This window comes from Pseudomonadota bacterium (assembly GCA_039028155.1).
Taxonomy (GTDB): domain Bacteria; phylum Pseudomonadota; class Alphaproteobacteria; order SP197; family SP197; genus JANQGO01.
This window is the reverse complement of the sequence record JBCCIS010000053.1, coordinates 1-12,816: the sequence shown is the minus strand read 5'-3', so window position 1 is coordinate 12,816 and position 12,816 is coordinate 1. Positions and strand designations below refer to the sequence as shown.

Annotated in this window: 15 protein-coding genes; 3 read left to right on the top strand and 12 right to left on the bottom strand. The window is 63.1% G+C overall.

Features of this window, described 5'->3' with window-relative positions:
- Nucleotides 1-6: 6 nt before the first annotated feature.
- The 6 genes from AAF563_20935 to AAF563_20910 all read right to left on the bottom strand — a co-directional run bounded on the left by AAF563_20935 (nt 7) and on the right by AAF563_20910 (nt 3,766).
- Nucleotides 7-528 (bottom strand): MarR family transcriptional regulator, encoded by a 522-nt coding sequence (locus AAF563_20935; protein ID MEM7123755.1) that lies wholly within the window; start codon nt 526-528, stop codon nt 7-9.
- A gap of 125 nt (nt 529-653) precedes the next feature.
- The gene (locus AAF563_20930) at nt 654-992 is read right to left on the bottom strand and encodes a GFA family protein (GenBank protein MEM7123754.1); all 339 of its coding nucleotides are present in this window, start codon (nt 990-992) and stop codon (nt 654-656) included.
- 75 nt (nt 993-1,067) lie between these two features.
- The gene (locus AAF563_20925) at nt 1,068-1,496 is read right to left on the bottom strand and encodes a GFA family protein (protein MEM7123753.1); all 429 of its coding nucleotides are present in this window, start codon (nt 1,494-1,496) and stop codon (nt 1,068-1,070) included.
- 3 nt (nt 1,497-1,499) lie between these two features.
- Nucleotides 1,500-1,925 carry a GFA family protein gene (locus AAF563_20920; protein ID MEM7123752.1) on the bottom strand — a complete coding sequence of 142 codons (426 nt, stop codon included), beginning with the start codon at nt 1,923-1,925 and terminating at the stop codon, nt 1,500-1,502.
- Between the two features lie 16 nt (nt 1,926-1,941).
- The gene (locus AAF563_20915; protein ID MEM7123751.1) at nt 1,942-3,585 is read right to left on the bottom strand and encodes an amidase; all 1,644 of its coding nucleotides are present in this window, start codon (nt 3,583-3,585) and stop codon (nt 1,942-1,944) included.
- Nucleotides 3,569-3,766 (bottom strand): hypothetical protein, encoded by a 198-nt coding sequence (locus tag AAF563_20910; protein MEM7123750.1) that lies wholly within the window; start codon nt 3,764-3,766, stop codon nt 3,569-3,571. Before AAF563_20910 ends, AAF563_20915 begins: the two co-directional genes overlap by 17 nt.
- Before the next feature lie 67 nt (nt 3,767-3,833).
- Between AAF563_20910 and AAF563_20905 the strand changes: the two genes are divergently transcribed.
- Complete coding sequence (locus AAF563_20905) at nt 3,834-4,808, top strand: magnesium transporter CorA family protein (GenBank protein MEM7123749.1); 975 nt, start codon at nt 3,834-3,836, stop codon at nt 4,806-4,808.
- Nucleotides 4,809-4,821: 13 nt separating this feature from the next.
- Here AAF563_20905 and AAF563_20900 read toward each other — a convergent pair whose 3' ends face one another.
- The 5 genes from AAF563_20900 to AAF563_20880 form a co-directional block, all read right to left on the bottom strand.
- Nucleotides 4,822-5,496 (bottom strand): gamma-glutamylcyclotransferase, encoded by a 675-nt coding sequence (locus tag AAF563_20900; GenBank protein ID MEM7123748.1) that lies wholly within the window; start codon nt 5,494-5,496, stop codon nt 4,822-4,824.
- 7 nt (nt 5,497-5,503) lie between these two features.
- Complete coding sequence (locus AAF563_20895; protein ID MEM7123747.1) at nt 5,504-6,994, bottom strand: M81 family metallopeptidase; 1,491 nt, start codon at nt 6,992-6,994, stop codon at nt 5,504-5,506.
- Between the two features lie 9 nt (nt 6,995-7,003).
- The gene (locus AAF563_20890) at nt 7,004-7,915 is read right to left on the bottom strand and encodes a fatty acid desaturase (GenBank protein ID MEM7123746.1); all 912 of its coding nucleotides are present in this window, start codon (nt 7,913-7,915) and stop codon (nt 7,004-7,006) included.
- 74 nt (nt 7,916-7,989) lie between these two features.
- Complete coding sequence (locus AAF563_20885) at nt 7,990-9,201, bottom strand: hypothetical protein (protein MEM7123745.1); 1,212 nt, start codon at nt 9,199-9,201, stop codon at nt 7,990-7,992.
- Between the two features lie 133 nt (nt 9,202-9,334).
- Entirely contained in the window at nt 9,335-10,639 is a 1,305-nt protein-coding gene (locus AAF563_20880; protein ID MEM7123744.1) for a hypothetical protein, read from the bottom strand.
- Nucleotides 10,640-10,662: 23 nt separating this feature from the next.
- Here AAF563_20880 and AAF563_20875 point away from each other — a divergent pair, with 23 nt between their 5' ends.
- Both AAF563_20875 and AAF563_20870 read left to right on the top strand, forming a co-directional pair.
- Complete coding sequence (locus AAF563_20875; GenBank protein ID MEM7123743.1) at nt 10,663-11,577, top strand: polysaccharide deacetylase; 915 nt, start codon at nt 10,663-10,665, stop codon at nt 11,575-11,577.
- Nucleotides 11,574-12,035, top strand: a complete 462-nt coding sequence (locus tag AAF563_20870) for a DUF5680 domain-containing protein (GenBank protein MEM7123742.1) — start codon at nt 11,574-11,576, stop codon at nt 12,033-12,035. Before AAF563_20875 ends, AAF563_20870 begins: the two co-directional genes overlap by 4 nt.
- A 9-nt stretch (nt 12,036-12,044) precedes the next feature.
- Here AAF563_20870 and AAF563_20865 read toward each other — a convergent pair.
- Nucleotides 12,045-12,816 (bottom strand): ABC transporter substrate-binding protein (locus tag AAF563_20865; GenBank protein MEM7123741.1); only part of this gene is annotated, 772 nt, incomplete at its 5' end.

Sequence of the window (12,816 nt, the reverse complement as noted above, 5' to 3'; positions counted from 1 at the left end):
TCTCCCCTACGTCGCGAACTTCGCGACCCGCGCGCCCATGGCCATCAGCTTGCGCAGGACCGGGCGCGGAATGCGGCTGACCTGCTGGTACCAGTTGGTCATGTTGGTGACGAAGTCGTGCATGGCGGCAATGCGCTCGGCGACGCCAGGGTCGATCGTCTTATCGGCTGCGGCTTCGTCGCGGCAGCGCACCAGAGTCTGCAGCAGCGGATCGATCTCGCGCTCCTTCCGGCCTTCGACGATCCGGGTCATGATTTCCCAGACATCCTTTTCAGCGGTGAAGTGGTCGCGGCGGTCGCCCAGGACGTGGGTCAGTTCGATCAGGCGCCAACCCTGCAGCTCCTTCAGGCACATGCTGACATTGGAGCGCGCGATCGAGAGTGTTTCGGTGATCTCGTCGGCGTGCAGGGGATCGCTTGCCAGGTAGAGCAGCGCGTGGACCTGGGCGACCGAGCGGCTGACCCCCCAGCGCGAGCCCATCTCACCCCAATGCAGGATGAACTGTTCCATGGCGCTGTTGAGTTTCATGTCTTCACCGTTATTTCAGAAAAAACTGAAATAAATGTATGAACTTTCGCGCCGAGAGTCAAGATTGCTTGTATTCCGCCGTTTTCGGCCGCGTCAGGCTTCGTCGGATTGCGGCAGGACGTTGTTCAGCTGCAGCCAGTCAAGCATTGAGCCGACAAAGTTATGTCGTTCGTTCTCGGCCGTGCCGGGTGGACACTGTCGTCCAGCGTGGCGGGGGTGTACCAGCGTGACTGCGGTACCTCGGCAACGTCGATCGTCAACCGGCAACCGCAGATCTTGCAGAACAATCGGCTGACACCGTCGGAGCTTTCGGAGTGGGTCAGGTAGTCCTCGCCCTTGACGTAGACCACGGATTTGATGGGCGCGATCGCAAGGGTGGCGAACGCCGCGCCATGGATTTTGCGGCACATCGAACAGTGGCAATGATAGACGTCCGTTGTCGGTGCCCGGACGTCATAGCGCACGGTGCCGCACTGGCAGCCACCTTCAAGCGTTAACGACGTCTCCGTCTGAACTCTCCCGGTTAGTTCGAGGTTGTGTCAGCCGTCGTCGAACTCGATGACCTTCGGCAGCGTGTCCATCGGTTCGTACCAACCGTTACGCGATTCCCAGAAGATATGCCGGAAGTTGGCGTCCTTGGTGCGCGGATCGGCGCCATCGTCCAGGCTGCCCGCGGCATACCAGATGTCGCCCGGTTGCTCGGTGTTGTGTTCGTAGACCCGCGCGCCGCAGGTCGAGCAGAAGAACCTGTGAATGCGTTCCGAGCTGTCATAGCGCGTCACGTTGTCTGCGCCATGGGTCACGACGAACGCGTCGCGCGGCACGACCACATAGGTCGGCATCAACGCGCCCTGCAGTTTGCGGCAGATGGAACAGTGGCAGTGGTAGACATCGCTGGCTAGTGCGTGCACCTCGAAACGCACCGCACCGCACAGGCAGCCGCCGGTCAACGGTTTGACGTCGGCCATCGCTCAGCCCTCTCCGTAACCGGTGTGTTTAGGCAAGTCGTCGCCTGGGTCGTACCAGTCGACGCGCGATTCCCAAAAGATATGCCGCTCCTTGTCAGGCGCGTGCCCGGGCGATTGGCCGGCATCGAGCGAGCCGAGATTGATGAAGAACTCGTCGGGCCAGTTGTCGACCCTGGTGAAAAGCTGGCATCCGCAGACGCGGCAGAACTGCCGATGTGTGCCGGGTGTGCTTTCGAAGTCAACCAGGTCCGCCTCGCCGCTGACCAGCGTGAAGGCGTTCAATGGCACGATGCCGGCACTGGCGAAGAGAGCGCCATGGGTCTTGCGGCACAAGGAGCAATGGCAGTGCACGACCTGCTTCATCGATCGGTTGACCTCATAGCGTATGGTGCCGCATTGACAGCCGCCGGTCAGTGATTGGGTCGTCACGACCGCGCCTCCTGCCTCAAGAGAACTTCGGCGGGCGCGGGACGCCCAGATCCAATTGCCGTTCCATCGCCATGGCGAGCTCGATCAAACGTCCGTCATCGTAGAGCTTGCCCCACAACACCGAGCAGTGTGGCAGGTCGCGGGCCGCTTTCGACGGGTTGGCGGAAGGTGCGTAGCTGTCATTGACCCTGGGCGCGAAACCGGACGGCACGGCGATCGCCGGATGGCCCGTGCAGTTGGTGATGGTCAAGAGCGGCGTGCCTTCCGGTGGCGACAGCAGCGCGTCGACCTCGTCATAGACATCGGCCATCGCCTCCATGGTCAGCCGGCGCAGGCGGTCGGCCTGGAGGAAATCGACGGCGGAGATGAAGCGCGCCTTGCGAAACTCGTTGGGCCACGAGATATCCGTCTGCTCCGGCAATTGGCGATCCCCGCCCGACAGCGTCAGGTCCTCGAACGCGGCCGCTGATTCGGCGAACAGGATGGTCTCGAGGGAATCGTAAGGCAGCGCCGGCAGCTTGATCTTTTTGACCTTGCACCCCGCGCGTTTCAGCGCCCGAAGGGCGGCCCGGTCGGCGTCGGTTCCGATCGGCGGTTCAAGCCAATCGGGGTCGTAGCCGATCACCGCGCCGTCGACCGAAGCCTGACCGTCGAAGTTCAACGGGATGTCGGCCGACCCGGGATCGTCGGCGTCGTGACCGTTAAGGGCCTTTAGGATCAGTGCGGTATCCTCGACGCCGCGGGTCAGGGGCCCCAGCTTGTCGAGCGACCAGCACAGCGCCATGGCGCCTGTGCGCGGCACACGTCCGAAGGTCGGGCGCAAGCCGACGGTGCCGCAACGGTCCGCCGGACTGATGATCGAGCCCAAGGTCTCCGAGCCGATGGCAAAACCGACACAACCGGCGGCGACCGTAGCGCCCGAGCCGGCGCTGGAGCCGGACGAGCCTTCGTCCAGGTTCCAAGGGTTGCGGGTTCGCCCGCCATGCCAGACATCGCCATAGGCCAGCGCGCCCAGAGAGAGCTTGGCGACCAAGACCGCGCCCGCCTCGTGCAGCAGGCGCACCACGGCCGCGTCCTCGGTTGGGCGGCGGTCGACATAGGGTGGCGCCCCCCAGGTCGTCGCGACGCCGCGCGTATCCAGAAGATCCTTCGCGCCCCAGGGAATACCGTGCAGGGGACCGCGCCGCTTACCCTTGGCGAGCTCGCGGTCGGCATGGCGCGCCTGGGCGAGCGCACTTTCTTCCATGAGCGTGACGACAGCCTGCAGCCGCCGGTCGAAACGCTTGAGCCGGTCCAGGTACAGCCCGGTCAGGTCGACGCTGCTGATATGACCGCGGGCCAGCCATTGACCAAGCATGGTGACCGGGGCGTATGCGATATCGGTCTCATCAGACGGTAGCTTGCCGGCGCGAAGAGTCGAGCGGCGAAAGCGCGCGCGTTCGGGAACCGGTGTTCCGGGCAATAGTGGGTCGAACGTGCAGGCCGGGTTGAGCGCGTTGCCCAGGTCGACCTGACGTTGCGCCAGGGTGCGGTTGAGTTGCACATCGAAGGTGCGGGCGAGCTGGTCGCGTTCGCTTGGCCGGTAACGGACACCGGCGAGCTTTTCGGCCGCCGCGACGTCGTCGACGTTGATCTTTGATCGCCTAGGCCTTGATACCATGGTGTCGGTTTCCTTTGAGATGGTCGGCGATGATGGCGTGACGACGACGCGCGATCAAACAGCGAAGCCGTCGATTGGCCGGGAAACGGTCCGATCCGGCGCCAACTGGATCGCCAATGGAGGTCGATTCGCTGTTGGCGGTTTGCGGCAAAATATCGAAATTCGCTTCGGGTTGAGCCATTCATGCTGCTTTTCCCATAAGAATGGCTGTTGGATAATGCGTTCGGTCGTGCATGAAGGGATCGCAGATGTTGAAGTTCTATGCCGTCGACGATGAAACGCTCCGGGTGACCGACTCTTCCGGCGGCTCCATCGTGTCGGAAAACCCGATCTGGTTCGATCTGCACAATCCGACGCCCGACGAACGCGACACGGTTGCCGCCGCCGTCGATGCGCCGGTTCCCACGCGTGACGAGATGGAGGAAATCGAGGTCTCAAGCCGCCTGCGCGACGAAGACGGCGTTCTCTACCTCACCGCCACGGTCATCAGCGGTGCCGACACAAGCGATGTCAGCAGCAGCGCCATCACGTTCATGCTGGTCAATCACCGTCTCGTCACCATCCGTTATGAGGATCCCAAACCGTTTGTCGTCGTGGCCGATCGTCTCGCGCGGCTGCACGCGGCGAGCTTGACCGGCGAGTCGATCCTGATGACCCTGCTGGACGCGGTTATCGATCGCCTGGCCGATGTTCTGGAACGCCAGGGCACCAACATCGAGACCATTTCACAGGACATCTTTCACTACGACAGCGAAGGCAAGCCGGAAAGCCATGACTTCGACGATCTGATCCGGCGCATCGGACAGGCCGGCGATATGACGGCGCGGGTTCGCGAGAGCTTGGTGAGTATTGCCCGCCTGTTGCTGTATGTGATCAACAATCCGCAGATACGCGGCAAGCATGTCGGGCGCGAGCGGTTCAAGACCCTGCACCGCGACGTCACCTCGCTCGCCGATCACGCCACGTTTCTGGCCAACAAGACGAATTTCCTGCTCGATGCGACGCTGGGCATGATCAACATCGAGCAGACCGGCATCATCAAGATCTTCTCGGTCGCCGCGGTCGTCCTGCTGCCGCCAACGGTGATCGCGTCGATCTACGGCATGAACTTCGAGGTCATGCCCGAGCTCGACTGGGACTTTGGTTATCCCTTCGCGCTTCTGCTGATGGTGGTCTCGGCCGTGCTTCCCTACCTGTGGTTCAAGCGCAAGGGCTGGCTGTGACGCAAGGGCGCAACTAGCCGCGCAGTTCCCAGGCGCGGTTCAACAGATCGTGCATGGGACCGCGCCGGTGGCCGATCTTGTCGAGCGATGCCACGGTCTTGATCAGGTAGTCGATGCATGGTCCAGCGGGCCCTTCGGCCAGCGCAATGTGACGGGCGACATCCTCGTCGTCCAGACGCCCGGCGTAACGCTCCATCTTAGGATTGATGGTGAAGGCAATGGTCTGGACCGTGCCCTCATGGGTCTCCGCCTCGACCCAGCGCGGAATGTAGGCGTTGGACAGCATCTCGCGTCGCCACACCCGGTCGGTCGCCTGTTCCACGTTCTCCGGCGCGATGGCCAACGCCATGCCGCGGCATGAGCCGCCGGGCTCCAGGCCCAGCATCAGGCCGGGCCGGTCCGGCGTGCCGCGACCCAGCACGGTCCACAGGCAGAAACGCCGGTGCCAGCCGCGGACCAATGCCGCGCGGGTCTCGGCGACTGGAAAATCCGGGTTCCACATCAAGGAGCCGTAGCCGAACACCCAGACCGTTTGGTCCGGTTTGACCGACTTCAGAAGACGCATCCGGGTCGCGTCGCGATCGGCGTCGCTCATCAGGGTCAGAAGACCGGCATCGCACGCCTGTTCGATGATCTTTGCGATCTCAGGCGTCCAATAGTGATCTGGATTGATGCGTGTGCGGGACATGCGGCGCCTAGGACTCGATCGCGTCGAAGGGATAGAGCGGGCGGCGGATGTTCTTGAACGTCAGCTTGCTGGAATCGGGCGAGGCAAGCGCGCCGGAATCGCAGACGATGACCTTGTCGGCCATCGGTTCATAGGCGGCGCGGAAGTGTTGCATGGATTTCAGCGCCACCGTGCGTTTCTCGCGCGGATCGATGCCGTTCGACAAGAATTGCTGTAGGTCGGTGATCTGCATGAGGTTGCTGACGACCAGGACATCGACTCCGCCAACGCGCAGCACGGCGCTCGGACCAAAGTGTTTGGTCATGCCGGCCCACATCGGCCCGTCGCAGGTGTAGGTGCCGTCACCGGCATGGACGACCGTGCCGGTCAGCGACAGGGGCGGACCACCGAAATTGGGATCGACCTTGCCGCCGACGTCCAAGGTAACCGTCGCGCCTTCTCCGGCCTCGACCAGAGCGGCGGCCGCCTCGCTGTCACGCACGGCGCCGAAACACGCGTTCTGCAGACCGGCATCCAGCATCGCCTTCAAGAGATTGGTCGCATCGCCATAGGCGCCGGCGCCGGGGTTGTCGGCATAGTCGGCGATCACCAGCGGCTTGCCGCTGTAGTTGTGCTGGCGCGCAGTTTCCGCGGCGTCGCCGGGCGTCAGATAGACATTCGTGACCTCGTCGCGGCGCGCCCAGATGTCGTCCATCAGTTCTTCAGCCATCGCCTGATAGCGCGGATCCTGGCCGTCGCCGGTAACCAGAACGGTGGGACCGACATCGAAAATATCGGAATGATGGAAACCCGCGTTGATCGACGTGTTCAGCACGCCTGGTTCGGCTTCGAAGCCGCGCGCCTTGGCCTGCAGGTCGATCATGGGTCCGGCATCGGTGCGTCCGCCATCGGCGCCTTCGAACAGCGGGCGGCGGGCCAGGAACGTCTTGGGCCTGATCTCGCCTGCCATGGCGCGCTGCAACAAGTCGCCCGCTTGGCGCCCGCGTTCGGCCATGTCGATATGCGGATAGGTCTTGTAGCTGCACACGATGTTGGCGAGGTCCGCCACGTCTGGTCCGACATTGGCATGCAGGTCGAAGGTGACGGCGATCGGGATATCGGTGCCGATGATGGCGCGGACGCGCTTCAGGACCTCGGTCTCGGCGTCCTCATAGGTCTCCGTCACCATGGCGCCGTGCAGGGCGAGCAGCACCCCGTCGACATCGCGGTTGGCGTCGAGCGCGTCGAAGATCAGGCCGCCCAGTTCCTCAAAGGCCTCGTCCGTCACCTTGCCGCAAGGGTTGGCGAAGGCGGCGACGGTATGGATGAGGTCCCAATCGTGGGCCTCGGCCGCGGCCATGAACCCGGCGGTCTCGCTGTTGGTGCCGGCCATTTCTCTGACGATCTCGTCGGCGCCGCGAAAGCAGAACATCTTGTCGAAAGCGGGGATATCGGCGGGCTGGACCGAAAACGTATTGGTCTCGTGCATGAGCTGGCCGCAGAGCACGCGAAACGTCATCAACAACTCCTAACGATGCTTGAGACTGCTCCAGTATTCGCGGGCGAACGCGATGTAACCGGGGATGAATGCTTCGTGCCGCGGCGCGATCTTGTCATAGGCCGCCGCCAGCGCGTGGAACGGCACCGACGGGAACGTGTGATGCTCGGTATGATAGGGCATCTGCCATGACAGCCAACGTACCACACCGTTGGTCTTCATGGTGCGGGTGTTGGCCAGCATGTCGGCTGTGTGGGGCAACAGCGTGTGTTCGGCGAGCAGGTACATCCTGAGAAACGGCATGCCGAGCACCAGCGGCAGGACCCAATAGAGCACCGGCGCCCAGGTGCCGACAGCAATCGCGATCACCGCGATGACGGCGTAGCCGGCGAGGAACAGGCGGGATTCCATGATGACCTGTGGCTTGCCGTCATCGGGGATATAGGGCTCGGTCACGCGGCCCATGGCATGGATCACGACGACCTTGCCCATCACCCACCAGTAGTTCTTGATCCCCGTGAGGTACCAGATCAGCGCGCCGCGTGTCCGCGGTTTCGGCTCGCCCAGTTCCGGATCCTTGCCGTCGATCTGGGTCTCGCGGTGGTGCTCGAAGTGGAAGAAGCGGAAATAGGCGGGCGGCAGCATGATCGCGAAGCCGAAGACATAGCCGACGGTATCGTTCAGCCAGCGGGACTTGAACGCCGTGCGGTGGATGACCTCGTGCAGCGGACAAAAGAGAAAGGCGAGCAGGATGCCGTGAACGACCAAGGCGGGGATCAACAGCCACCGATAGGGCATCACCCACCAGATCAGCGTGCCGGTCACCAGGATGGCGAGCAGATGGCTCAACAACTGCGCCAGCCCCTTCGCGTCCGAACGCTCCGAGAGCCGCCGCACCTCGGTAAACGAGCAGATGTCGCGCCTGGCAATAAAACCGTCCATGGTGCCTCAAATGGGGTGCCCGTACCTATCCTGCGATGGCCGAGGGGCGCGATGCAATGATCGCGACTGCACTCCTAGTAGACTGACGCAATGCTCAATGTCGAACAGGGAGTATCACTTGGCGGGACATTTTCTGCTTGGATGATGCCAATGGTTACCGCCATGAGATAGAGAGTGCGATCAACCAGATTCTCCTGGCTCTTTGCAATGAGGTACGCGTCTTCCGCGAGACCTGACCGGGATGCGACAATGAGCAATTCCGTTACGTCGCGCGGTAATGCGTCGGACCCACCTGAGAGGTCTATGGCGATTGTAAGGTCGTGGCATGCAATGAATGGTGCGACCTTTTGCCAAGAGAACCTATCGAACGATGTGCCGTAGGTTGCCCGAAGCATCATGTATCTGGTCATCTCAACATCGTTTAGCAGCGCATAACCGATGGCGATGCGCCGATAGAACGATGCCTCCCGTAGACCTGGTGACATGGTCTCAATGGCGCGAGCGGTTTCATCCAAGAGAGCAAGTGCTGTTTCTGGCTGACCGGCCCGACGGTAAGCTTCGGCTATCGCGGGTTGCCCCAGCATAGGCATATCACCAAGCAATTCCGTAACCAGCGCTCTTGTCCCTTCAATGTCGCCTCGCATCGCAAGACCTTCAGCGAGGTACAGTTTCGACCAGGACTCAGCGATTGGGCTAAGTTCAGCCGCATATCGTAATGCGTCGTCTGCAAATCCAGATGCAGCCCAGGGCACGAGCAGGCTCATGTTGGGGTACTGAGAAATGTCGGAAGCCATGATGAACGCCTCACGAGCTTGGTCGATCGCGTCGCTTGTCGCCAACGAACGTGCCGCGGCGATTCTCGCCCACTCATCGGCGTCTTGCTCAGCAAGCTGTATGGCCTGCGGAACATTGATCGAGTCTAAGATGGGTAGCGGATCGGTGGCGATGTTGATCGAGTAAAGCCGGACCTCTTTGACCGGATCAACGTCGAAGACTGAGCTGCTGACTGTCTGCGTTGGATACTGATCCCGGTAGTCCTGCACGATCTCAATGGCACGAGCGAGATCGCCACTTGCTGCGAAGTAGCGAGGCGTCAAGTAGAACGGCTTGAGTGCGTACGGGCGAAGCGTCGTTGCTTCCGATACCTTCTCGAGAAACTCTTCCGTGGTGATGGCGAGATCGTTTGAAACGCGGCACAGAAGAGTTGTTGGTACATCCAAGCACTCCGGCAACGGATCGGCGAAGCTCGCCTTTGTCGGTGACGAAAGGGTCAGGATCGCTATCACACTGCTGAACACTAGTATACGCATACCGTGTATATGGTGATGTCATGCTCCCGCAAAAAGAGAGGCCCGATGCATGCTAAATGCTGACCGGGAGACAGGGATGGAGCGCGGCGGCGATAGTCGCTGAGCTCCGCTAAAACGCGTTGATGCTGACCGTCGAGCAGGGTGTGCCGCGAAAGGCGCTGAGTTCGCGGTGTTTGAGGCCTATCGAAATGGCCAGCAGGTAGAGGCTTCGGGTAAAGGCGTGCTGTTGGGCGGCTGCGACCGCGTAGGCTTCATCGCCGGCGCCGGAGGCTGACGCGGCGACCAGGATGTTGACGACGTCCATGGGGTCCGGCCGGCCGTTTGCGTCCTCGCTGATAAGACGCAGGGCCTGACCCATGTCGTGACAGGCGACGAGCGGCGCGATATCGGGCCGGGCGAGCCCGCCTTCCAGGTGCGGACCGGCGTCATAGCTTTCAAGCGCCGCGCGCGCGGCGGCCATATCGCCCAGCATGGCGTAGCCCTGGGCTAGCCTCAGATGGGCCGCCGGATTGCGCGCCGCGCCGTCACCGTTCTCCATGGCGTCCGCCGCCGCATCCAGGGTCGCGCGTGCCTGCGCCTCGTCGCCTTGGCGGCGATAGGCTTCGGCGAGCGAAATCTGGCCCAAGAGCGGCAGCCAGCCGGGCAGGCGTTCGGCAAGAGCCATGGTCATCGTGTGATCGCCCGTCGCGGCGGCGCCTTCGACCATGGCAAGGCGAGCGAAGGCGGCGTCGGTCTCGCTCAATCGGGCGGCGGCTTCCTCCGCGTCATCGCCAAAGCCGGCGGCCGCCCACATGGCGAAGAGCGAGCCCAACTGGCGCGTCCGCTCCCACAAGTCGCCTTCCATGTCGTTGTGCACGATGTCCCAGGCCAACGCGAACATGGCGCGCGCTCTTTCCTCATCGCCGTTCGCGGCCAGCATGCGCGCCGTCACGATCAGGGCGTCCGCCCGGACCTCCAGGTCGTTGATCGCCAGGACGTCGGGCAGTACGGCCGTCTCATCGGCATGAAGCGGATCGGTGGAGAGCCACGACGACGAGCGATAAAGCCCCTCGGTCGGGTTGCCCCACAACGCATAGGCGTCGCCTTCGGTTTCCCCAAGCCAGTCGGCGATCGATTGGAACGCGGCATCCGGCTGGCCGACCGCGGACTGGAAACGGGGCATCAAGAAGAACGGCGCGAAGGCATCCGGTGTCAGGTTGCCACCGGCCGCCAGTTCATCCTGATATGCCAGCAGGCTCTCGTTGAAGTCGATCCAGACCCGGCATGCCAGCCCGCTGACCGCGACACCCTGGCACAGAACGAACTGGCCGCCGGTCAGCGTATCGGCATCGGTTTCCTCAGCATGCGTCGGTGCCGGGGCGACGCTTAACCAGGCCGCGAGCACAGCGGACAGGACGAGACCGGGGCGCATCATCGGAGGTCGGACCGCACGCGGGCTTGAGTGCGCCTTCTGTGTTCGGCTACAAGCGCCATGTGCCCGATCTCTCCTCACCCAGCTATCCGGATATCCGCCTGCGCACCTTATCAGGCTTCGCCTGGCCCGAGGGCAAGTCATGCGGGGTGACCATCGCTTGGCATGTGGATGGCGAGGCAGGCCCGATCGGCTGGGACCGTGGCGCCGTCGAGCACGTGACCGCGATCTCCGAGGCGGCGTACGGCATCACCACCGCCATGCCGCGCATTCTGGCGCTGCACCGGGATCTCGACGTCCCGGCGACGTTCTTCGTGCCGGCCCATGTCGGTGAACGTCACCCCGCCATGATCGATGCGATCCTGGCTGGTGGCCACGAGATCGCCCATCACGGCTACATGCACGAGAACCTGTTCGGCTTGCCGGCCGAAGAGCAGGAATCGGTGTTTAAGCACGCCACCGCGATCCTGGAAGGATTGACCGGGCAAACGCCGCGTGGCTGGAGCGCGCCGGGCTGGGGTGTCGATGCGCGTACGCTGGAGGTGATGGCCGCGTTGGGTTTTACCTATGACGCCAGCCTGATGGAATACGACACCCCGCATCTGGTCGAAACGGCCAGGGGTTCGCTGATCGAGCTGCCGACCAGCATGGTGCTGGACGATTGGGCGCTCTTTGGCGCGTCGCTCTATCCGGCCGGCAGCGCGGTTACAGCGCCAGCCGAGGACGCGCGGCGCATCTGGCTGGAGGAGTTCCGGGGCCTGCGCCGCTTTGGCGGCCTCTTCCACACGACATTCCACCCCAATCTGATGGGACGGCCCGGCCGCCTTCTCATGCTGGAACAACTCTTGACCGAGATGCGCGCGTGCGACGACGTGTGGTGGGGCACCTGCGAGGCCGCCGCCGATCACGCGTGGACCTTCGCGACGGAGGACCCGTCATGAATGCCGTCCCCATCCACGGCCTCATCGACTTTCTGGTCGAGGCGCGCCGTGAGACCTATGCCATCCCACACGGCGAAAAGCTCGCCGACGGTACCGAGCAGATGGTTTGGGACAAGGGCGGCTGGTCCTACCGGGACCGATACGCCGGTCAAAACCCATATGGCGGCCAAGAACTCGTCTGGTGCGGCGGCCGTGTCGTCTGGATGAAGAACTACATGGCGACCGTCCTGGCCGATCATCCGCCGATGGAGGCGATCTATGCGTTCCAGCGCGCTGTGCTCGGCGATCCCGATCCCGACCACCTAATGCGCGGCCCGGCGTCGTACGTCGAGGGCGCCTTCGCCTATCGCAATGATGTCGACGGCGACCTCCTGGGGTTCAGCGGCATCGAGACGATCAGCCACGACGGTATCGACGTCTACCGCATGATCTTCCACGGCGGCCTGGTCGGAGACTGAACAACGCGGCTAGGTAAACAGATCGTCGACGATGTTGTCGACGTCGACCTTCCGGGCACCCAAGCCAAACCGCGCGTAGGTCGCGATGTTCTGCCGCCAGCGTTCCCGATCGATCTGACAGATCTGTTGCGGCCCTTTCGCTCCAACGACAAGCGGCGCCATCATGGCGAGCATGCGCCGGTTTTTGCTGGCATCGGTCCGCCCCGCACACGTCGCGGCAAGCATGGCGGCTGCCTCGTCCGGCTGCGCCAGGACCTGAAGCCAACCTTCGGCGGTCGCCGCGAGGAATCGCCGCAGGATCGTCTCATGGGAGCTGAGACATTCTGGAGTCGTGACGATCACTTGCGATTGCGGGGCGAGCGAGGGGTGGCGTAGCGGCACCAGACGCGGGCTGAAACCGTGTGCCTCCAAGGCGATGGCTTCGGTGATGGCGTAGCCCTGGACCGCATCGAAACGTTCGGCTGTCAGGTCGTCGAGTGACCAGCCACCGACGGTGATGTCGACGGTGTCGACGTCAACATCGTGGAGGTGGAGCAGGATGCGCAGCAGGTGTTCGCCGTCGGCGTGCACGGCGACGCGGCGGCCTGCGAGATCCCTGATCGCTTTGATGCCGCTGTCGTCTTTGGTCATCAGGACCAGCGGCGTTTCCTGCAACATGGCGCCGATGGCGCGCACCGGCTTGCCGTCGGCGCCCTGTTGGACCACGAGATTGTCTTCGCAGCAGCCCGCCGAACACGGGTCGTCGGCAATCAGGTCGAGGACCGTGCGCTCGGGATGGCGT